This is a genomic window from Alteromonas infernus (assembly GCF_902705815.1).
This window is the reverse complement of record NZ_CACSIG010000003.1, coordinates 184,523-206,513: the sequence shown is the minus strand read 5'-3', so window position 1 is coordinate 206,513 and position 21,991 is coordinate 184,523. Positions and strand designations below refer to the sequence as shown.

At 46.9% G+C, this 21,991-nt stretch carries 19 protein-coding genes and 1 riboswitch; of the genes, 8 read left to right on the top strand and 11 right to left on the bottom strand.

Annotated features, from left to right (window positions below; genetic code table 11):
* The first annotated feature begins 3 nt into the window (after positions 1-3).
* From ACX5J7_RS01025 to ACX5J7_RS01015, 3 genes are all read left to right on the top strand, one after another.
* Complete coding sequence (locus tag ACX5J7_RS01025) at positions 4-1,125, top strand: ABC transporter permease (protein WP_024015456.1); 1,122 nt, start codon at positions 4-6, stop codon at positions 1,123-1,125.
* 128 nt (positions 1,126-1,253) lie between these two features.
* Positions 1,254-3,347, top strand: coding sequence for a TonB-dependent siderophore receptor (locus tag ACX5J7_RS01020; protein WP_024015457.1), 2,094 nt, complete (start codon positions 1,254-1,256; stop codon positions 3,345-3,347).
* 429 nt (positions 3,348-3,776) lie between these two features.
* Positions 3,777-4,292 (top strand): hypothetical protein, encoded by a 516-nt coding sequence (locus ACX5J7_RS01015; RefSeq protein WP_015065897.1) that lies wholly within the window; start codon positions 3,777-3,779, stop codon positions 4,290-4,292.
* Positions 4,293-4,360: 68 nt separating this feature from the next.
* On the opposite strand, the gene ACX5J7_RS01010 is transcribed toward ACX5J7_RS01015, so the two are convergent.
* Complete coding sequence (locus tag ACX5J7_RS01010) at positions 4,361-5,581, bottom strand: acyl-CoA dehydrogenase family protein (RefSeq protein WP_283622391.1); 1,221 nt, start codon at positions 5,579-5,581, stop codon at positions 4,361-4,363.
* A gap of 95 nt (positions 5,582-5,676) precedes the next feature.
* Between ACX5J7_RS01010 and ACX5J7_RS01005 the strand changes: the two genes are divergently transcribed.
* The 4 genes from ACX5J7_RS01005 to ACX5J7_RS00990 all read left to right on the top strand — a co-directional run bounded on the left by ACX5J7_RS01005 (position 5,677) and on the right by ACX5J7_RS00990 (position 10,205).
* Positions 5,677-6,612 carry a LysR family transcriptional regulator gene (locus ACX5J7_RS01005; RefSeq protein ID WP_278383279.1) on the top strand — a complete coding sequence of 312 codons (936 nt, stop codon included), beginning with the start codon at positions 5,677-5,679 and terminating at the stop codon, positions 6,610-6,612.
* 87 nt (positions 6,613-6,699) lie between these two features.
* Positions 6,700-7,461, top strand: a complete 762-nt coding sequence (locus ACX5J7_RS01000) for an MBL fold metallo-hydrolase (RefSeq protein ID WP_020742619.1) — start codon at positions 6,700-6,702, stop codon at positions 7,459-7,461.
* Positions 7,462-7,650: 189 nt separating this feature from the next.
* Positions 7,651-9,042, top strand: a complete 1,392-nt coding sequence (locus tag ACX5J7_RS00995) for a YcjX family protein (RefSeq protein WP_043959944.1) — start codon at positions 7,651-7,653, stop codon at positions 9,040-9,042.
* Entirely contained in the window at positions 9,039-10,205 is a 1,167-nt protein-coding gene (locus ACX5J7_RS00990) for a DUF697 domain-containing protein (protein WP_498705768.1), read from the top strand. Before ACX5J7_RS00995 ends, ACX5J7_RS00990 begins: the two co-directional genes overlap by 4 nt.
* A 9-nt stretch (positions 10,206-10,214) precedes the next feature.
* On the opposite strand, the gene ACX5J7_RS00985 is transcribed toward ACX5J7_RS00990, so the two are convergent.
* Positions 10,215-11,441: a threonine/serine exporter family protein gene (locus ACX5J7_RS00985; RefSeq protein ID WP_012516660.1), complete on the bottom strand. Its 1,227-nt coding sequence runs from the start codon at positions 11,439-11,441 to the stop codon at positions 10,215-10,217.
* Between the two features lie 397 nt (positions 11,442-11,838).
* Here ACX5J7_RS00985 and ACX5J7_RS00980 point away from each other — a divergent pair, with 397 nt between their 5' ends.
* Complete coding sequence (locus ACX5J7_RS00980) at positions 11,839-12,051, top strand: Fic family protein (RefSeq protein ID WP_080654102.1); 213 nt, start codon at positions 11,839-11,841, stop codon at positions 12,049-12,051.
* Here the strand turns inward: ACX5J7_RS00980 and thiH are convergent.
* The 9 genes from thiH to ACX5J7_RS00935 all read right to left on the bottom strand — a co-directional run bounded on the left by thiH (position 12,032) and on the right by ACX5J7_RS00935 (position 21,978).
* The gene (gene thiH / locus ACX5J7_RS00975) at positions 12,032-13,168 is read right to left on the bottom strand and encodes a 2-iminoacetate synthase ThiH (RefSeq protein WP_012516662.1); all 1,137 of its coding nucleotides are present in this window, start codon (positions 13,166-13,168) and stop codon (positions 12,032-12,034) included. The genes ACX5J7_RS00980 and thiH overlap by 20 nt on opposite strands.
* On the bottom strand, positions 13,165-13,935 hold the full coding sequence (locus ACX5J7_RS00970) for a thiazole synthase (protein WP_498705766.1): 771 nt from the start codon (positions 13,933-13,935) through the stop codon (positions 13,165-13,167). Before ACX5J7_RS00970 ends, thiH begins: the two co-directional genes overlap by 4 nt.
* 1 nt (position 13,936) lies before the next feature.
* On the bottom strand, positions 13,937-14,146 hold the full coding sequence (thiS, locus tag ACX5J7_RS00965; RefSeq protein WP_012516664.1) for a sulfur carrier protein ThiS: 210 nt from the start codon (positions 14,144-14,146) through the stop codon (positions 13,937-13,939).
* A complete protein-coding gene (locus tag ACX5J7_RS00960; RefSeq protein WP_498705764.1) occupies positions 14,133-14,912 on the bottom strand; it encodes a HesA/MoeB/ThiF family protein in 780 nt (259 codons plus the stop codon). The genes thiS and ACX5J7_RS00960 overlap by 14 nt, the downstream gene beginning before the upstream one ends.
* Positions 14,905-16,485, bottom strand: coding sequence for a thiamine phosphate synthase (thiE, locus tag ACX5J7_RS00955; RefSeq protein WP_498705762.1), 1,581 nt, complete (start codon positions 16,483-16,485; stop codon positions 14,905-14,907). Before thiE ends, ACX5J7_RS00960 begins: the two co-directional genes overlap by 8 nt.
* Positions 16,482-18,410, bottom strand: a complete 1,929-nt coding sequence (gene thiC / locus ACX5J7_RS00950) for a phosphomethylpyrimidine synthase ThiC (RefSeq protein ID WP_498705760.1) — start codon at positions 18,408-18,410, stop codon at positions 16,482-16,484. Before thiC ends, thiE begins: the two co-directional genes overlap by 4 nt.
* A 248-nt stretch (positions 18,411-18,658) precedes the next feature.
* Positions 18,659-18,770: riboswitch (TPP riboswitch) on the bottom strand.
* Between the two features lie 131 nt (positions 18,771-18,901).
* Positions 18,902-20,077, bottom strand: a complete 1,176-nt coding sequence (locus tag ACX5J7_RS00945) for a heme biosynthesis HemY N-terminal domain-containing protein (protein ID WP_020745164.1) — start codon at positions 20,075-20,077, stop codon at positions 18,902-18,904.
* The gene (locus ACX5J7_RS00940) at positions 20,074-21,246 is read right to left on the bottom strand and encodes a uroporphyrinogen-III C-methyltransferase (RefSeq protein WP_498705757.1); all 1,173 of its coding nucleotides are present in this window, start codon (positions 21,244-21,246) and stop codon (positions 20,074-20,076) included. Before ACX5J7_RS00940 ends, ACX5J7_RS00945 begins: the two co-directional genes overlap by 4 nt.
* Positions 21,247-21,978, bottom strand: a complete 732-nt coding sequence (locus ACX5J7_RS00935; RefSeq protein ID WP_012516670.1) for a uroporphyrinogen-III synthase — start codon at positions 21,976-21,978, stop codon at positions 21,247-21,249.
* Positions 21,979-21,991: the final 13 nt, after the last annotated feature.

Sequence of the window (21,991 nt, the reverse complement as noted above, 5' to 3'; positions counted from 1 at the left end):
ACCGTGGATATTAAAAATGTAGGCCAGCTAGGTGTAAAAGAACTTTGGAGCTTGTGGCGCGACCCAGCCATGCTTATTCTTATTGTTTATGTGTTTACGGTAAACATCTACACGGCGGCCACAGCGGTACCTGAATCTTTGCACAACGCGCCCATTGCCTTTGTCGATCACGACAATTCGCAGATGTCTAAGCGGGTAATAGATGCCTTTTATCCTCCTTATTTTTTAGCGCCAGATATTATTGAAAGTAATGAGGCCGACACGTATTTAGACACGGGCAAGTATACCTTTGTTGTGACCATTCCCCCAGAATTTGAAAAAGATATTATGGCTGGGCTACAGCCCGATGTTCAGGTCAATGTTGATGCAACACGTATTAGCCAGGCGTTTACTGGTAATGGTTACATCACAGAAATAATCACCAGTGAAGTAAACACTTATTTACAGGGTTATAAATCCGACATTGATTACCCTGTAGAGTTGATCATGCGAGCCCGATTTAATCCAGCGCTAGAAGGTTTTTGGTTTGGCTCTGTGATGGAGCTCATTAATGCGGTAACAATGATCGCCATCATACTGTCTGGGGCTGCGCTTATTAGAGAAAAAGAGCGTGGCACTATAGAGCACCTGCTGGCTATGCCAGTTTCAGACAGTGAAATTATGCTGTCTAAAATATTAGCCTCGGGAGTAGTGGTTTGGGTTACTACTTTGTTTTCTGCTTATTTTATTATTCAGTGGGTACTCGCCGTCCCCATTAACGGCGAAATATGGCTTTTCATGGTGGCTGTTGCCCTACAATTATTCGCCGTCTCGAGTATGGGTATTTTCATGGCTACCATTGCGCGATCTATGCCACAGTTCGGATTGTTACTTATATTAGTTTTACTGCCCCTACAGTTGCTATCTGGTGGGGTAACACCAAGAGAAAGCATGCCTGGGTTTATCCAAAACACCATGCTACTTATGCCAAACACGCACTTTGTGATGGTATCGCAAGGGGTACTGTATCGCGGTGCCGAGCTAAGTGTGGTGTACCCTCAACTTATTGCGCTATTTGCTATTGGGTGCATATTTTACTTTATCGCTTTAAAGCGTTTTAAAAGCACCATTGGCAGCATGGCGTAGCGTTAGCAAGTTGAACACGGTAATGTAAATAGCAATAATTATCATTTAAATTTGGTTTTCTTTAATTTATACTGCGTGCGAAAAATAACCCAACACGCTTAACGAAAAAGTTAAAAACAGAGAAAACCATGAAACTATCTAGCCTATTTGCACTAACGCCACTTGCCCTTGCGCTGTCAGTACAAGCGCAAACACCCCAAACAAATACTGACGACGTTAAAGAAGCCGACGTAGAAAAAATTCGTATTGTTGGCGTTCGTCAAAACCGCGTAAGCCGCGGTGCTACGGGCTTAACCATGGAAGTCAGCGAAACGCCGCAGTCTATAAGTATTCTTTCTGAAGACTTAATGCAGTCGTTTGGTGCGTTTAATATTAACGATGCGCTAAAGCTAGCGCCGGGTATTAACGTAGAAGAGTGGGAAACCAACCGTACCAACTACACGGCCCGTGGTTTTGAAATTAAGAATACCCAGATAGACGGTGTGGGCCTGCCGAACGACTGGGGTATTGTTACCGGTTCGGTAGAAGCGTATGGCTACGAAGAAATTGAAGTGATTCGTGGTGCCAACGGCCTGCTAACCGGGGTAGGTAATGCGTCGGGTACCATTAACTATGTGCGCAAGCGCCCCACCAATGAAGAAGGCGGTGAAATTGGTGCAAGTATTGGCTCTTATAACTTTAAGCGCGTGCAGGGCGACTATTCTATGCTGCTTACCGAAGACGGCAGCTGGGCAGCTCGCGTAGTAGGTAGTGTTGAAGATAAAGAGTCGCACCTTGATGGCCTAGAGAACGACCGCAGCTTTGTTTATGGTGTTATTGACGGCCAGCTAACCGATAACGCCACGGTAACGTTTGGGCTGTCGTATCAAGATGCCAATACCGACGGCAACACCTGGGGCGGGCTAGTGTTTAACTACACCGACGGCACGCAAGCCGAGTGGGACATTAACGACACTACCACACAAGAGTGGACAAAGTGGGATACCGAAACGACTAATGCGTTTGTTGAACTAGACTATGTGTTCGACAACGACTGGCAGCTACTGCTTAGCTATAACTACCGCGATTTTGAAGATCAGAGCAAGCTGTTTTACGCCTATGGCGCTATTGATAAAGACACCGGCCTAGGCCTTGTTGGCTGGCCAGGTCGCTACGATTCAGAGCGCGATTCTCACCTAGTAGAAGGCCGTGTATTTGGCGATTTTGAACTATTTGGTCGCAACCACGAAGTGAACTTTGGTGTAAGCCACGCCACCAGCGATGATGTGTCTTTTGTTCACGCGTTTGATTATGCAACCACACCTGCATATGGCCCCACGCCAGCGTTCCCTTATGCGTTAGATGCCATAGCCGAACCTGACTGGTTAGACGTTTCCGAGTATTCAAACATTGAACAAACCCTAACCCGTTACTTTGGTTCTGCCCGTTTTAGCGTTACCGATGACATGCACGTTATTGCCGGTTTTAATGCCATCGACTTTGAGCGTAAGGGGCAAAACGCCGGAGCTGTTATCGATAACTCAGAAAGCGAAGCCAGCCCTTATGTGGGCGCGACTTATGCGGTAACTGAAGATGTTAACGCGTACGTAAGCTATTCAGACGTGTACCAGCCGCAAGAACAGTATGATATTAACGGTCAGTACCTAGACCCAACTAAAGGTCAAAACTTTGAGGCGGGCGTGAAAGCCCAGTGGTTCGACAATAGGTTACTCACCACGTTTGCTTACTTCACGGCAGAGCAAGACAACCTAGCCGCTTACGCAGGCACCAACCCAGATACGCTGCAGTATTACTATGAAGGTGTGTCGGTAGAGTCTGATGGTTTTGAAATTGAAGTGGCGGGGCAGGTAACTGACGCGCTGCGTGTTAATGCGTCTTACACCAATATTGATGTAGAAGACGAGCAAGGCAATGATGCTAACCTGTGGGCGCCACGCGATGTGGTTACCTTTCAGCTAGGGTACACAATACCGCAAGCGCCAGAGGTGGAAGTGGGCTTTGGCGGCCGCTGGCAGTCTGAGATAAGCAATGTTGATTACAACGTTGAACAAGGTGCGTACTTCTTGGGTAATGTGTATGCGTCGCAAGCCTTTTCTGAAAACCTAACCGTTCGCATGAACATTAATAACATCTTCGATAAGAAGTACATTAACAGCCTACATACTGTGGGTTACTACGGCGCTGGCATTAATGCACAGTTAAGTGCCTCTTATAGCTTTTAATTGACCTCCTTATACGCTGCGCAAGACTTTGTGCAGCGTTTACGCTATCCCTCCTGAAATTCAAAAGCACTCTTATCCTAAAGGCTAATATAAATTAAGCCTTATGAGTGATAATTATCTCCTTCAGATATATTTTTTAGATTAATCATTCTAATTATCTAGTTTTTATTGGTTTGGCTGTCTCGTTCATTTTAATTGCCGGCCGCCAATAAATATTAATCACGCCAATAATAAAAATAATTAAACACTTAAAAAAACAACACGTCTTGAAGGAGAAACACAGTGGATCAAGGTAACTTCCCTAAGGGGAAAAAACTTAATCGAATAACCTCGGCCATAATTGCAAGTTCATTACCTTTTTTTGACTGAAATTTGTTCAGGTGCTAGTTTGAATAGTATACAAAAGAAACAACGAGGATGTTGACTGTGATGAACAGACGTAAACACGGATTTCACGCCATAAAAACTGCTGGGCTTTCGCTAGTGCTAGCGGCAAGCTTTCAAGTAGCGGCGCAAAACGACAAAGAGCGCGTTGAAACCATTGAAGTATTCGGTCAAAAGACCACGCCACAATTAAAGAAAGCATTCGATAACCAGCGCTTCGAGTTCTTAGAACTGTACAACAGTATCAATGACGTCGCGAAGTTCGATGTTATCTGTAAATACCAGAAACCCATTGGTAGTAAAATTGCTCGTAAAAGCTGCGAACCCCGCTATGTGAAAGATTTTCGCGCCATGAAGATTCAAGCCTCTTCTACCGGCCCGGGTATCGACTTTAATCGCTTACCTAGCGACGACGATATTCGCTTTCTTACTAATGACACGCGAGAAGAAGCTTTTGAGCATGTTGCCGCGCTCATTGCCACGCACCCAGAACTGTTCGACAGCTTCAGTAAGCTAGACGCGCTGCATCAGCGTATTAAGCAGCGCGAAGAAGAGAACTAGTTCTTTTCGAAATGAAGTAAAACCAACAAAAAATGCGGCATTAAGCCGCATTTTTCGTATTAGTTTTACTACTGATATTTTTTGAGTTCTAGGCGAGACACCATGCCTTTGTGTACTTCGTCAGGGCCGTCTGCCAAGCGAAGGGCTCTTGCGCCAGCCGCAAAACGGGCGAGCGGGAAGTCGCTACACATGCCCGCGCCACCGTGAATTTGTAGTGCCATATCCACTACGCTTTGTAGCATATTTGGCACAACTACTTTAATGGCTGAGATCTCTGTCATGGCGTGTTTAACGCCAAGGTTATCTATTTTCCACGCCGCGTGAAGGGTAAGCAAACGCGCTTGCTCTATTGCCATACGAGCATCAGCAACACGCTCTAAGTTACCCCCTAAACGGATGATAGGCTTGCCAAAGGCAACCCGTTCGTGACCGCGTTTAAGCGCAAGCTCTAACGCTTTTTCGGCCATGCCGATAGCGCGCATGCAGTGGTGAATGCGGCCCGGGCCTAACCGGCCTTGTGCTATCGCAAACCCTTTACCTAAACCCATTATGATGTTGTCTTTACTTACCCGAACATTATCAAAGTGCATTTCGCCGTGGCCGTATGGCGCATCGTAATCACCGTAGGCATCTAGCATACGCTTGATGTTAATTCCTGGTGTATCTAGCGGCACTATCACCATACTGTGGCGGCTGTGCTTGTCGTTGTCGGGGTTCGATAAACCCATGAATATCGTGAATGCTGCGTTAGGGTGGCCTAAGCCTGTCGACCACCATTTCTTACCGTTAATAACTACGTCGTCGCCGTCTTCAATGATGGTTGCGGCCATGTTAGTAGCGTCGGACGATGCAACATCAGGTTCGGTCATGCCAAACACTGAACGAATCTCGCCAGCCAGCAATGGTTTTAGCCACTGTTCTTTTTGTGCATCGTTGCCGAAGTGATAAAGCACTTCCATGTTGCCGGTGTCAGGCGCATTACAGTTGAATATTTCAGGGGCAAAAAGGTATTTTCCCATGCGCTCAGCCATTGGCGCATATTCAAGCGTGGTAAGGCCCTGGCCTAGTTCAGCATCGGGTAAAAATAAGTTCGCTAAGCCCGCTTCACGTGCTTTGGCTTTAAGGGCTTCTGTACCAGGGTGCAGCTTCCAGCTTTTCCAATCGCCGTGGTTATTTTCTTTGTGGTGAAAGTCGTAAACTTCATTTTCGATTGGCGCTATATGCTCAGCAATAAAGTTATCCAGCTTTTCTAGCAAGGCTTTTGTTTTGTCGTTATGTGAAAAATCCATAGGGCACCTGTTATATAATTTATTAAGTTCATACTAGTGAAAGTTGTTTAGTGAATGAAATGAAATATAATCTCTAAATGGTGTGAATTTTATTCATGGTGTTGTGGGTGTTAGAGCACAGACAATTTGAAAAGCTAGACCTAAACCTGCTTAAGGTGTTTGAAGCACTCTGGCAGCACAGAAACATGACCCGTGTGGCCGAGGCGCTGCACATTACGCCGTCGGCAGTCAGTCATGCTATGCGCCGGTTTCGGGATATTTTAGGCGACCCGCTTTTTGTAAAAGAAAAACAAAGTATGTTGCCTACCGCTGCCTGCGAACGTTTAGCCCCCGCAATCCTGAAAGCGTTGAGCGATATTCGAAAAGCATTAGGGGAATTTGTTGATTTCGACCCGTTACACAGCCATCAGCGGTTCGTTATTGCCATGCAAGAGTCGTTAGAGTTAGGTGTTTTGCCTGCACTGCTTTCAACCCTTGAGAAGAAAGCGCCTAATATTGAAATAGTAAGCACTCGCTTACATCGTGACACTATGCTGGCAGACCTAACTAACCGAAAGCTGCATTTAGCTATTGATATTGGCCGTGCCGTTGCTGCGCCTATTTCGCATTCCCTATTACGTCGCGATACCTACAAAGTGCTCATGAATAAGCAAAACCCATTGGCACAGAGTTTAGATAAGAAAAGATATGTAGCGGCGCGGCATATTACGGTGTCTAACCGGGCTAAAGGGGCGTCGGTGGAAGAAATTGCGCTGCAACAGTTAGGCGTAAGCCGCCCTTCTTTGTGGCGCTGCCAAAACTATCGTGCTGCGGCAGATGTGGTGGCTAATACTGATGCGTTACTCACCTTGCCGGGTTCGGTGGCCGATGCCGTGAATGACGACAATTTGATTAGCACCAAACTGCCGTATCAGCTACCTGAATTGGAAACCCACCTTTACTGGCATAGCCAACAAGAAGGCGAACCAGGGCTAATGTGGTTGAGGGATTTAATGCTACACTTGTTTGCTGAATCTGGTCTTACCAGATAGTCTTTGGTAGAGTTTACTACCGTCGCGGTTGTGCTGACGTAGAGCGGCGTATACCACCGTGAAAGAATGGGTGAAAAGGAAGTTGTTATGAAGATTCACACGCTAAAAGGGTACATTCAACATATCTACCTAGCTGAAGATAGCAAAGGTCTGCTTTTGCTGGACGGGTGTAGTCGTGCTGACGTAGACACCGTGTGTAATTACATAACACAAACCTTGGGTCGCCCGCTGGCTGATTTAAAGCTGATTGTGGTTACACATATGCATCCTGATCACGCCGGTGGGGCCATCAAACTTCGCGTGCGCACAGGGGCGCAGGTGGCATGTCACCCCAAAGCGATTAACTGGTATAAAGGGCTTGCTGGTCGTACGGCCCACGGTATCGATTTGCTGCTCACGTGGTGGGTGGCAAGCCGTATAGGAAAGCCCCGTTTACCCATTTGGTATAACCCAATTCTTACGCCAGATATCACGGTTAAAGATAACCAAACATTACCCGGTTTCCCTGACTGGCAGGTTATCTATACCCCTGGGCATACCAATCACGATTTAACGCTAATGCATGCGCCTACGCAGCAGGCTTACATTGCCGATGTGTTAGTTAAAGTGAAAGGCAAGTTGGTACCGCCATACCCTTTATGCCACCCTAATCAATACCGAGAAAGTTTACATAAACTGGCGCAGTCACAAATTGATACATTCTTTTGTGCTCACGTACCGCCCACTAAACGCGCCGATATTGATTTTGAGCATGTAATGGATAATGCCCCTCGAAAGCCAAAGAACCACTGGCATTCCAGCAAAAATCGTATAAAGAAGAAGCTGTTTAACCAGACCAATGAACACTAAAAACGGTAGACGTTTTTTATCGTGTGAAGCCCACTTAGCTGGCATTGCCCTTGCTTTTATTACCTAGCAACCACATTACTCTTTTATATCTATACTTAACCCTATATTCACGATTATGCGAAGGTGTAGCCTTTTCGTTAGGTGAATGGCAAAGGAACTAAAGCTGCAAAGGCAGAATACAAACAAATAATGCAGAAAAATATCGCTACGTTTTTTGATAAGACTCGGGAAATAGCGTCGCTAACTGGCGACAAACTAAGTAGTGCGTTTAACAAAGAAACGCACCGGTTCACCATAACGGGGCTTAGTCGAAGCGGTAAATCTATGCTGTTTACCAGCCTTATTACCATGCTTAAAAGCCGTAGTGAAGAGGGCTATGCGTGTTTGCCCTTGTTGCGTTATTTACCGCCCTCCCAAGTGCTTGATATGCATATAGAGCCTATTGATGGCTATAAACCTTTTCCTCATATACAGAATATTGAAGACCTGGAGAACGGGCAGTGGCCGAAGGCTACTGAAGAAGCATTTGGCTTTAAACTAGTGGTGCGCCTAAAAGAAACAGCCTCACTAAAGCGCCATGTATTGCCGCACAGCGACGTAGTATTTGAATTTATCGATTACCCCGGCGAGTGGGTAACCGACATTCCTATGTTAAGTAAAACCTATGCGCACTGGTCAGATTCTGCATGGGCACAGCTTAGTAGCGGGCCGCAGCAGTATTTCGCCAGTCAATGGAAAGCGTTCGTTAATCAATTCGATTTCGAGCAGGAGCCAACGGAGCAGCGCATACAGCTACTGGTTAACGCTTACCGCGATTATTTGGTAGAAGCCAAAGCGAACGGCATATCTTTACTTCAGCCGGGCAGTTTTTTGTTGGAATCTAGCGACTTTGATTGGCAGGCATTTGGGTTTACACCACTGCCGTCCAGCATTACCAGCGACGTGTCGCACCCGTGGTTCAACATATTCGATAAGCACTTTGCTAAGTTTCAAAATGGATGGTTAAGGCCGTTAAAACAGTCCATTTTTAAAGAAACGGATAAACAAATTATTCTGGTAGATTTGTTTGAAGGGCTTAACCACAGCAGGCAGCATTTGTATCAGTTAAAGGAAACCCTAAGCCATTTGGCCGATACGTTCGTGTACGGTCAAAGCACGTGGTTTTCACGTAATGTGTTAAAGAAAGAACAAATAGGTAAGGTGGCGTTTGTGGCCACCAAATCCGATCTTATCCCGGTTAGCCAGCGGGGCAATTTACTGAGTTTGTTAATGCAAATTACCGAAGGGGCCAGAGCACGGTTCGATGGTAAACCTATCCAGTTTGAACATTTTTTAGTGTCGAGCATGCAAGTGACCGACGATGGCAGTAATGAAGATGCTATTCGCTATAAAGACACCGATGGTCGCTATGTTGAATCTACGTTCGAGCCCATTCCTAGCACATTGAAAGAGATGGAAGAGGGCAGCCATTTCCCTGTACCAGATGTAAGTGTGCCAAGCGATTACAAAGCACGTATTTTGGCCGGCAAAGGCGTAGACAGATTGCTTCAGTTTTTACTGGGCAAAGGAGAGCAAGAGTGAGCGATAAACCTTATAAATTTGACGAAAGCCCAGAGCCGACTCGACCGTCTAATATTAGCAACTCGCCCAATATCAGAAGCGAAGCGCTTTATGGCGCGAATAGCGACCAGCAAGATGAAGCAAATACGAAATCTCAAACAGCGTTTCAGGGGGAACAAAATAGTAGTACGGTAAACAAGCCGCAGTACAAAACCAAAGTCAAAACACAAACTTTAGATATCGCGCAGCCTGAAACCAAGCTACCGCAGCAAGTTACTGAGGATGTATGGGAAGTCGAGGCCAGAAAAGGCGGCATTTCGTTAGGTGCAGCGACCTTGGGTTTCGGTGTAATTTCATTATTGGGCTTCTTTGTTTTCGAAGCCTATACCACCCTTGTTGCAAATGTTTCTGAACACCCCATTGGAACCGGTGTATTAGGTGCGCTGCTGATAGGTTTTGTTAGCTGCTTTAGCTTTTTAAGTTTTAAAGAATGGCGTGGCTATAAGCAAGTTAACACGGCAATGGAAGACGCTAGCGTTATCCGAAATTTGTTGGCTAATAAGGACGCAGAGCCCTCAGCGGGTAGAGAGCCTTCAGCGGGTAATCAGCCTTCAGCGGGTAGAGAGCCCTCAGCGGGTAGAGAGCCCTCAGCGGAAAACCAGCCCTCGCCAGACAAAATAGATCGCGTGTTGAACCAGCACGGAAAGCGCTTTTCCCAAGGGTCTTACGCGGCACATTGTTTTGACCGTTACCTACAGCAACTTCAAGACGATATGACCGGGCCAGAGCGATTAGGTCTTTATGAAGATACCGTGCTAAAACCGGTGCAGGAAAAGGCCTACAAGGTGCTAAATAAAGAGTCGGTAACGGCGGGGAGTTTAGCGTTCATTAGCCCCAATAACCTTATTCAAACCTTTGCTGTGGTGTGGATTAGCTTTCGCACTATTCGCCGCATGGCTCGCGTGTATGGGCTAAGACCAAGTACCGCGGGGAACTGGAAGTTGCTAAAAGTGTTGGCGCAAAACATTGCGGCGCAGGGGGTATTCGACTTAGCAACCGACGAAGTAGCCAATCAAATCGGTGGCAGCTTGTCGGCGAAATTTATGGAAAATTCGGCTGAAGCCATTGCCGCTGGCGCACTTAACGCCCGTTTAGGACGGGCGCTGATCAAGCTGCTTAAATAATAATGTTTCTTATAGCGCCTTTTTCGTAGGCATAACAACGTTGGCAAATATCAGCCCTGCCACTAACGACATGAAGATAAGAAACACTTCTTGGCCTAAATGATCGGCTTTTACAAAGTCTTGGCCCGTCATAAACGAGTTTAAGCCAATGTAGGTTTTCGACCCCGGCACTAATACAATTAGCCCGTGCATCGCCACAATAGTAGCGGGCTGATTGGCAATGCGGGTAAACGCATTAGCAAAAATACCCAACGCAAATGCACCTACGAAAGCGCCTAGCCCCGGGCTCATGTAATCTGAACTCCACGCCGTTGCGCTGTATGCGATAAACGCCGCTGCTAATGCCCAAGGTATGTGCTTAAGGCGGGTTCTAAATATTGCAACTAGCGCAATACACAATAGGAATACAGCAAGCCAAGTCGCCCAGTAAGGTAGTGACTCTGCTGGGGTATACACGTTTTCACCAAACACGCTAAAACCTACCGATACACCTAAAAATGCACCAAAATACAGTTTGAATAACTGCATAATGGCGTCCATGGTACGAGCGGTGCCCGACACCATATTGCGCGAAGATAGTTCCGCTAATCCCATAGTCAGGGCAAGGCCTGGCACAAATACAATCACCGACGAAAGTACAACTAGGGGAATGTTCATCCCCGGGTCGATATATCGGCTGATTGCGCAAGTTAGAATGCCGCCTACGAACGCGGTGACCGGCTCTAACATCAGGTTTACCCGTTTAGATTGCTGTGCCCATAAGGTCCATAAGTACGCCACTATCCCCAGTGCTGCAGACCAACCTATTTCACTCCAGCTTGCACCCATTAGCATAGCGAATGCACCTGTTGCCATGGCAAACGCCGTTCCGGTAGATAACTTACCGTAAGGGCTACCCATGGCATCTATTTCATTTAGGCGCTTATCGGCTTCAGTTAGCGACAGGTTTCCCGATAGCAACTCGCTGGCTAATTCATCGGTTAGCGACAGTGCATTCATGTCTAGGTCGCCAGGCTGTAATCGCGCAGCATGGTTGTATTCGTCTTCGTGACGGTCGCTCCAGATAACAAAAGTTAGTGACGTGGGCGTCGAAATAAATGAAGCGTGTACGCCCAGATATTTGGCGACTTCACCGAGGTAAGCTTCAAGACGGAACGCAGGCGTACCGTACTTGTGCAGCATTTTTCCTAGCTTCACTATAAACTTACGAATTTGAATAAATTCAACGGTATCCAACGCACTGCCCTTAAGTTTTGATAACTTTAATATGAGATAAATAAGACAAAAAAGCCAGACGCATAGGAAAAGAGTCTGGCTAAAATTTGGGCGGATTCTACGGAGGGTTTTACGTGAAAGCAAAACAAATTTTTTATTTATTTTGCCTTAAAAAAACTAATGTTTTCGCTCAAACCAAACGCTTGGTATCAAGATCAAAAATAGCTATTTATACTATAACGAGGTAGAGTTATTCGTTATGGGAGGTGTATATGTCGCATACTGTTTCAAAAAATAGTAACCACAGGAAAGAGAGGTTTGCTCCTAATATTCAAAACTACGAGGTAAGTCTCAGTTACGAAGGTTTGGAGTTAAAGAAAACCAATGAGCGCAAGACTATTGTCGATTTAAAGCGAAAATATGCGAGATAAATATTATCCATCCTTTTAGAGAGGGTAACGGTAGAGTACAGCGATTCTATTTTGAAGAATTACTATTTGTTCTGGGCTATGACATTAACTGGCCTAAGATTTCTCAGAATGCTTGGATAGAAGCTAACATTGCTGGAGTCCACTTTGACTTGTCACCTTTAGAAAAAATTTTTGCCGAAGCTATGTCGGCGAGAGCCTAAAGGGCATCCAATCTTTCCAAACGGGCTCTAATCCTCTCGCCGAAATCGCGTTTACCACTTCTGGCACCGAACGATTGTCATCAATATCAAACTGATTTAATGCCTGTGAGGGTTCGCTGTAGCCGCCTGGCTGCGTTTGTGACGCGGCACTCATAGATGTTATACCCAGCGGCATTACGCCATCTCTAAACGCGGCCGATTCACGGGTAGACATTGATAGTTCGGCTTGTGGGTTAAACAGGCGGTGGGCACAAATTAGTTGTAGCAAGTCCCGCTCATTTGGCAGCTTGCTGTTGGTAAGTGCATTCCCGCCAGTGTTGTTACCTTCACAGCTGCGAAGTCTAGGAAAGGCGATAGATACGCGGCTTTGCCAATAATGCTGCTGAATCAACTTACCGTGAAGGGCGGTCATAGCACTATCAACTCGCCAGTCACCTAAACCAAGTAGCGCACCTATGCCTATTTTATCAACACCGGCTTGGCCTAACCGGTCGCTGGTTTCCAAACGCCATAAAAAATCCTGTTTTTTCCCTCGCGTATGATAGGTTGCGTACTGCTGGGGCGAATAGGTTTCTTGGTACACTAAAACGGCATCTAACCCCTTCTGCTTTAGCGTTTCATATTGCTCACGCTTTAGCGGCTGCACTTCCATCATGAGGTAGCTAACTTTGTCTCGTATAGCGCTAAGGGTTTGCTCAAAATAGTCCATACCTACTTTGGTTTCGTGTTCGCCAGTTACCAGCAACACCTGAGAAAAGCCCATATCTTTAATAGCTTCAATCTCGGTAAGCACTTCACTTATAGATAGGGTTTTGCGCTTTATTTTGTTGCTCATGGTAAAGCCGCAATAGGTACATTCGTTGGCACACAGGTTCGACAGATACAAAGGCACGAATAGCTGCATGGTATTGCCGAAACGATGGCGGGTGAGTGCCTGAGCACGAGTTGCCATCGCCTCCAAATAGGGTGCACCAGCAGGGGAGATAAGCGCCATAAAATCATCTATTGAAAGTGTGCTGGCATTTAAAGCTCGCTCTACATCACTCGCGGTTTTACTGTTAATCAACATAGCTAGATGAGCTAAGTCTTGCTGCATTAGCGCTTGTGCTACCTTCATACTGTTGGCTCCAAAAAGGCGGTAAGCGGGCTAGAGGCCAGCGCCACGTTACTGGTTGCGCCCAAACCCGCCTCAAAAGCGCAACGGCCTGTTTCAACGGCGCTGGCAAAGGCTTTAGCCATAGCCACAGGGTTTCTAGCGGTGGCGATAGCCGTATTGACCAGCACAGCGTCTACGCCCATTTCCATGGCAGCCATAGCCTCGCTGGGCTTGCCAATGCCTGCATCAACAATTACCGGTATCGACGCTTGCTCAACAATGATCTTCAAAAAAGGAGCAGTTTGCAGCCCTTGATTGCTTCCAATGGGCGCACCCAATGGCATAACGGCTGCACAGCCTACGTCTTCTAAGCGTTTACAAAGTACAGGGTCTGCGCCGCAGTATGGCAGTACGTTGAACCCCTTTTTTACTAAGGTCTCGGCGGCCCGAAGGGTTTCAATGGGGTCGGGCAGTAGGTAACGCTGGTCGGGGTGAATTTCTAGCTTTACCCATTGGCTACCCAGTGCTTCATAAGAGAGCTCGGCTGCAAATACGGCTTCTTGGGCATTTTTAGCCCCCGATGTGTTAGGAAGTAAGGTAACCCCTAGTTCGCGTAGTGCCTTTAACGTTTCGTCTTGTGTGTTATTACTCGCTACGCGCTTCATGGCCAGAGTCACAATGTTGCTTTGAGCAGCGCTCACAGCACTTTTCATAGTGGTAGCGTTACTGAATTTTCCTGTGCCGGTTAAAAGGCGTGATGAAAAAGTATGCTTTGCAAGCGTTAGCATATTAGCCTCCTGCAACTAGGGTAAAGATATCAACGGTGTCGTTATCGTTAAGATACGTTGTCGACCAGTCTCGTTTGCTCACAATGGCCGCATTCTTAGCGATGGCAGTCCCGTCTACGTTGATCTGCTTAAGCGCAACCAGTTCGTTTAACGAGATGGGCGATATCACGTTCATGGGTTGATTGTTCACATTCACTTTAATTTGGGTCATGACATACCTCGCAAGTAGAAGAAGAGGGCAGCGTAAAGCTTTTAAGGGAACCAAGGTCGGCGTTCCCAGTTAGGTAATGGCCCCATTTGATATTGGCGCTGAACCCTTTGGCTAAAAACAGCAATGCTTGCGTTGCCTGATGGCAAGCCGCCATGCCAACCACAGGGCCAAGTACGCCTTTGCTTAAGCAGTCTTCGCGGACATTGATGTATTCAACAAGACAGGCGTAACAGCCACAGCTTGTTGAGTTTTGCGGTAGGTTTATTGCCTGCCAGCTTAGTCCGCTCGCTGCCGCAATAAATAGCGGTGTAGAGGCGCGGTACGTATTCGCATTAATCAATTTTCGCGTGTCAATTTTGTCAGTGCAGTCAAGCACGCAATCGGCTGAGGAAATCAGCGTTGGTAAGTTATTACTATCAACATAAAGGCTTTTATATCTGATATTAAGCTTGGGGTTAACTTTGCGGAGCTCGTTATACAGCGATTTGGCTTTAAGCTCTCCAAGGTGCATCTCGTTGTAGGTTACCTGGCGCTGCAAATTGCTGATGTCTACCGTGTCACCATCAACTAAAGTGATGCTTCCCACACCGGCACCCACCAAATAACGGGCGACTAAACTGCCCAATCCACCAAGGCCAACTACTACGGCGTGTGAGTTTGCAAGCTTAGCTTGGCCGTCTTCTTCCACGCTCTCAAGCATAAGTTGTCTGCTGTATCGCTGGATATCTTGTTTGTCTAGGGGCTGGGTGAATGAATGGCTATGCAAAACCCGCCTCCTTCGATAGTTTGCAAAACGCATTTAACGGTTCATCAGCTTGGGTAATTGCACTGACGACGGCAATACTATTAACACCGGTTTTTGCCACATCGGCAATGCGCGCTAAATTGATACCGCCTATCGCGACCGTAGGAATTCCTTCGCATAGGGCTACGTATTTACGCAGCCTCTCAACACCTTGGGGCTTAGATGGCATGTCTTTGGTATTCGTAGGAAATATGTGCCCTAGGGCTATGTACGAAGGGTGCAAAGCACGTACGCGCTGTATTTCAGCAAAGCCGTGGGTAGAAATACCAAGCCGTAAACCTGCCTGTCGAATGGCCTCTAAATTTGCGGTGTCGATATCTTCTTGTCCTAAGTGAACGCCGTACGCACCTAGCGCAATAGCTAACTCCCAGTAGTCGTTAATGAACAGTTGGCAGTGTGTATTTTTCGTAAGTGCTATGGCTTCTTTTATCTGTTGGCGAATCTCTTCCTGCGTTCCGTGCTTTACGCGAAGCTGAATGATATTAACCCCGGTAGGTAATAAGCGTGCTATCCAGTCAACGCTATCAACAACAGGGTATAAGCCCAAGTCGGTTTGCGTAAGGGCGGGAAAGGGGCGTTCTATAGCTTGGCTTTGAACGTGTGACTCCTGTTTGGCGCTTAGTAATGACGGCTGCGAGGGCGCGTGTTCCCGTTGATAAAATTTTACCGAAGGAAAGCACAATGGGTTATTGGGGAAACCTATACAGCGTCCATAGGCAGGGCTGCTTTTTTGTGATGTAAGGGTATACGCTGTGTTCGCACAAGAAGCGTGCCTAACCTGGCTAACATAAGCGTTGGCAAGGGTAAGGGCATCTTCAATGCAGTAGTCGTTCACCACAAAAGCCGCTATGGCACTGGCTAACATACAGCCCGTACCGCGAAGCTTGCTGGTCTCTTTTCTTGGCTGACTAAACTGTATGGTTTGGGTGGGGCTGATGAAGGTATCGCATACGTGTGCTTGCCAGTTGGCGTGTCCCCCTTTTATGTAAATCGCGTGCGCGCCCTTGGTTATGAGTTGGTGGGCTGCAGTAGGCAAGCTATCTTCGCTTTTTATCGATAGACGAGTTAACCACGAAAGCTCTTGGGTATTAGGCGTGACTAAATCTACGGTATTTAAAAGTTCTTCTACTACAGGTTCAGACAGTTCGCTTAATTTTCCACCTGATGATGTGCGTATTACCGGGTCCCACAATACAAATGGCCGAGGTTTATCCATTGAGCGAATGCGCGCGCACAACAACAGCGCTTGTTCATCGTTAGCAATAGCGCCAATTTTTATCGCGCTGGCTGGTGTGCTCTCGCTAAGTACCTGCCACTGTTGATTCAGTGCTGAAGCCGTCATACTTTCTTTGCTTAGCATTATCGAATTCGACTGCACAGTGGCCTGCGTAGTAATGACGCAGGCGTGAACGTTTAAGTCGGCAAGGGTAATGGCATCGCGGGTAATACCCGCGCCGCCACTAGAATCTATACCGCCTATACACCATACAACCGGCTGTTTAACCGCAGGCTGCTGCAAGGCGTTCTCTGTCATGGCAATTCAACCTTACTGTCGGCGGTATGATAAAGCTCGGCGCCCGATTTATTAAATGCGTTCGCCATGTCCTTCATGCCTTTTTCCTTTTCTTTTTCTGCGGCTTGGGCGGGAGCTAGGTTTTCCGCCTGCTTAGCGACATCCCGTACTTCCTGAGATATTTTCATGCTGCAGAATTTAGGCCCGCACATAGAGCAAAAGTGTGCGACTTTGCCAGAGGCTTGCGGAAGGGTTTCATCGTGATACGCACGCGCGGTATGTGGGTCTAACGCTAAATTGAACTGATCTTCCCATCTAAACTCAAAGCGCGCTTTCGACATGGCGTTGTCGCGAATTTGCGCGCCCGGGTGGCCTTTAGCTAAATCAGCGGCGTGAGCAGCAATTTTGTAGGTAATTAAGCCTTGTTTAACGTCTTCCTTGTTAGGTAAACCAAGGTGCTCTTTAGGGGTTACATAGCAAAGCATAGCGCAGCCATACCAGCCAATCATGGCGGCACCAATGCCGGATGTGAAATGATCGTAGCCCGGTGCAATATCTGTGGTTAGTGGCCCCAGGGTATAAAACGGTGCTTCATGACAGTGCTTAAGCTGCTCTTCCATGTTCTCTTTAATCATGTGCATTGGCACATGCCCTGGGCCTTCAATCATTACCTGAACATCGTATTCCCAGGCAATTTTAGTTAGCTCACCAAGGGTACGTAGTTCAGAAAACTGCGCATCGTCGTTAGCGTCTGCTACGCTGCCCGGGCGCAAGCCATCACCTAGCGACAGCGCTACATCGTATTTCGCGCAAATTTCGCAAATATCGTTGAAGTGCTCGTACAAAAAGCTTTGCTGGTGACGACTTAAACACCACTTCGCCATAATCGACCCGCCACGAGATACAATGCCGGTTACCCGTTTTGCGGTAAGGTGTACATATTCAAGCAGTACGCCTGCGTGAATAGTGAAGTAATCTACCCCTTGCTCGGCTTGTTCGATAAGCGTGTCTTTAAACATCTCCCACGTTAAGTCTTCGGCTACGCCATTCACTTTTTCCAGCGCTTGGTAAATAGGTACGGTACCAAGGGGGACTGGGCTATTTCGCAGCAGCCACTCGCGGGTTTCGTGAATATTCCTGCCGGTGGATAAATCCATGATGGTGTCGGCGCCCCAGCGCGTAGACCACACCAGCTTTTCTACCTCTTCTTCAATTGATGACGTTACTGCAGAATTACCAATGTTGGCGTTAATTTTCACTAAGAAGTTACGGCCAATAATCATTGGCTCGAGTTCGGGGTGATTAATGTTACACGGAATAATAGCGCGCCCTGCGGCCACTTCTTGTCGCACAAATTCAGGGGTTATCGTCTCAGTTAAATGGGCGCCAAAGTGCTCGCCTTTGTGCTGCTGAGTTAGCTCGGCGTCTTTAATGGCTTGGCGGCCCATGTTTTCGCGTATGGCAATGTATTCCATTTCAGGGGTAATAACGCCCTGTCTGGCGTAATGCAGCTGTGTAACGTTTTTGCCTGCTTTTGCTTTTAGCGGTTTGCGACTGCGTATAAAGCGAAAGTCTTCGGTAAAAATGTCGTTTTCACGTTCTTTGGCAAAGCTTGATGAAACGCCATCAAGCTCAAGGGTATCGCTGCGCTCTTCAATCCAGGTTTTACGCAAAGGCGATAAACCTTTGTGTACGTCAATATTTTCCTTTGGGTCGCCGTAAGGGCCTGATGTGTCGTAAACCGGAATGGGTGGGTTGGGTTCTAAGATAGGGTTGTCTTCTGTGCCGCCTACCAAGCTGTCGTGCTGGTGAATAAGGCGCATGGCCACACGGATATCGTCTCTACTTCCACTTTCATAATGGCGTGTTGAGTTGGGGTAGGCTTCGCCCGCTAATTCATTTATGAATTGTTGCGCTTGTTGGCGCTGTTCGCGTCTGTTCGACATAGCATTTTGGCCTTTTACGTTTAGGTTTAAAAATGCTTGTCAGGAGTGAAGGAGAATACAGTGTGTGAGGTTGAGTGGTTTTAACCGCGATTATAGCTAGAAGGTAATTAACAATGAGTGGTGAAAACTTATCGCAGATAAGAAGTAAATGTTTGCGCCTTGTGCTGCGCTAATCACTTACCATTTACATCACTCGTTGTTACTTACACATTCAAACCACAGCGTTACGCTTATTAAAAGCACTGTGCACATTGTATTTTCTTGTTCCCTTCGCAGGTATTAGCCTGATCAGGTTCTACGGATCCCACTTTCGCGGTCTCAGCTTACTGGGTTACCAGTGAAGCACTCCGACAAGTAATTTGTTTCTATTCGCACTTTATAACCACCTATGCAGGTTGTAAATTAAAGTGCGAATTCAAAATTCCTTTTTACTATATCGCCAATTTTACGAACAATACAAGTACTACCAGCTAGGCTAAATGAAATTTCACTTAGCCCGCTAGCTGCTGGCCTTCTTTATAAAGCTGAAGGGCCGTGGCTGTATCTTGCTGGCGCTCACTTATCGCTGAAAGAAGCAGTAAGTCTTCTTTGCGCGACTTCATTTTAGTGGCTTTAAGCAAGGCTTTCTCAGCCAATACATCGTCACCCGAATTAAACGCAACTTGGCCTAGGGTTGAGTAAAGGGCCACGTTTTCTTCATCTTGCTTAATCCAACTTTCTAGTAAGCGAAGCGAGGGGGAAGCATCAGGTAAATTCAGCTGTGTAAACAGCGGGAATAACGCGCTATTAGGCCCGCGCTTTTGCCACTCTACAAGGTGTTGCTGTGCGTCGGCATGCATACCTTGGTCAAGCAGCTGCTGAACGTAGGCGGCGCGATAGGCATCGTCATGACGCAGTTTGCGTGGCAGTGTATCCCAATAGGATTTCAGCTCGACAGCGCCTTGTTTACTGGCAATTTCAGCAAATTTACCTTTTGCAATTCGCTGGCTCCAGGCGGTGTAGTCGGCTTTAGGCAGCGCTTTGCGCCACGTAGATAAGTTTTCCTGAAGCACTTGCCATTTGCCAAGCTTGGCAAGAATTTGCGCTTTTAACTGCACAACTTGCTTGTTCTCGCGCTCTTTTTCGTCTAGTTCGTCAAGCTTTTCCAGTGCCGCGTCGTATTTCTCTTCAGCCACGTCAATACGCGCATGCATCACCGTAGCGGCGACTTTAGCATTAGGAAAATCGGTGGCTTGAACCAGGAAGTACCGGGCTTTAGACAAGTCGTTATTGGCAAAAGCAATTTGCGCAGATGCTAAGTAGTTTACACCTTCAAAATCACCGTTGGTGGTTTTACCCAAAGACTTTTGAGCACTCTCAAAGTCGCCTGCGGCCATAGCGTGAAGACCGTCGTAAAATGCACGTTTGCGTTTGCGTTCGCCAAGGGTCCCAAACCACTTGTGAGAGCCGGTAATTAGGCTTAGCGCCCACAGTGCAAAGCGCGATAGTACGTACCACGCAATAACGGCACCAATAACCAGAATACAAAAACTGATCACCGTCATCTCAATGGCGGTACTACCTAATGAAATTAGTACGTAGCCTTTATCGCCAAGTAGCATGGGGCCGACAATTAACGCAACAACGAATGCGGCTAATACCGCAAGGGCAATAGCTAACCATTTCATAGTGCGCTAGCTCCTTGTCCAAATACCTGTTTAACACGGCTATCGAGTAAACGCTCCAATGGCTTTTGAGACGCAAGCTCGGTTGGAATAGGGCGTGCAATATCGGTAGCACTTAAGTTTTGTAGCGCATCCATAAAACCGGTAACTTGGCTTTTTTCGGTATCAAACTTTTCAGTAAGTAGGGTTTGCGCATATTGCAGTGACTGACTGTACAGGCCTTCATCACCCTGAAGGGCAGCTGTTTGCGCATGCATAAGCTGTAATCTAAGCTGCTCTTTTGCTAGGAACTGCGCTTCTAGCGAAAGCACTGGCTCTACCGGGCCTTCAATGCTTTTTACGGTAAGAAAATCGTCAACCAATGAACGCCACACCTTCGCAAGATTTTCTTGCCAATCGTCAGCCGATTCCGACAATGTCGTGTCTTGTGCATTGCTATCTTCTGGTTTTTCAAAGGTATCCAGAGGAAGCTTATCGATTTGCGCCATCATGCCGGTAAGTGCTAGCGCCACCGAACTTTGCGATACGGGGTTTAACTGCTGTAGTGTTTGAATATCTTCGGCAAGGGTAGCGCGAACCGGTAACACCGATGGGTCAGCCAGTGACTTTAGGCGCTTGTCAGCATTAACTAACAATAGAATTGCCGTGCGAACGTCGTTTTCTAGCCATAGCTTTCTTCCTGCCATACGCACAAGGTAGTCAGCTTCAGCAATTAGCCAATCAGCTGGGCGTCGGCCTTCCATGTTGTTAAGCTGCTGCAGGGTTGATTCTGCTTGAAGCGCTAGCTGTTCGTTTTGTGACTTAAGTTCCGCAACTGTACTTTCTAGCGTTTGGTTTGTTCGCGTGACGTTTTCAATTGATGCCAAAATGTCTGCGCGCTCGCGCTCAATCGCGTTTAACTGAGATGCGTTATTTTGCTGTGCAATAACCGTTTCTTGGCTTGCTGATTGCTGCTGCATGTAATACCAATAACCTGCGCCTGCCATACCGAGCACAAGTAAAAACAGGATAATTACAACAAACCAAAGTAGACCATTACCCGATGATTTTTTTTGTTTAGCGCCAGACTTTGAAGATTCACTCTGCGTGGCAGAAGACTCTATTACTTCTTTTTCAGCATCCACTTTCACGAGTTCCTCTTTGTGTGGGCTATTTTCATTATTGTTGGCCATTCAATACTCCCAGTTTTCCTTTACCCAGGCGATGAGTGCCTGATCGGTGGCTCGCTGACAAACGGCAACCTCTTCAATACCTTTATTGGTGAGGGTTTTAGCAATGCGGCTGCTTACTGTTAGCCATGGATAAGCTAAAAGCGCGTTGCCAAATTGTTCTATAAGCTGCAGTGCCATTGCTTCGCTTGTAGCGATAATGCCGCTAACTTCGCCCAGTTTCCACCGTTTTGTGTAAATTGGGCGCGTAAGTGGTTCCCTTTTATAAACGCAAAAGCTGTTCACTGACATCCCTTTTTCGTCTAATCCATTAGCGATAGCGTCCCTTCCACCTTCACCTTTAATAATAACGACTTGTTGACAGTTTGCCTCATTAAGTTGGTGCATTGCCAGTATACCTTCGGATGTATGAACCTTAGGAATGGCAATATTGACGGATGATAGCTCGCTCAGCCCTGCACGAAGTTTATGTGCGGTGGCGTCGCCCACTGCAACAACAAGGGGAGGGGCTGCCGCTGTTTTCTTCAACCCCGAAACGACGGTATCTACAGCATATACGCTGGTAACAATAATTACGTTTATCGCGTTGTGAGATAAAAATTCAGCTGCAGCATATTGCTCTGAAAGTACTGGGACAATATCAGACGTAGCTACACCTACCGCATCAATTCCAGCATTTTCAAAAGCTAACGCGCTCGCTTTTAATTTTGGTAAAGGGCGTGTGAACAGTAGCATTAATACGAAGCCT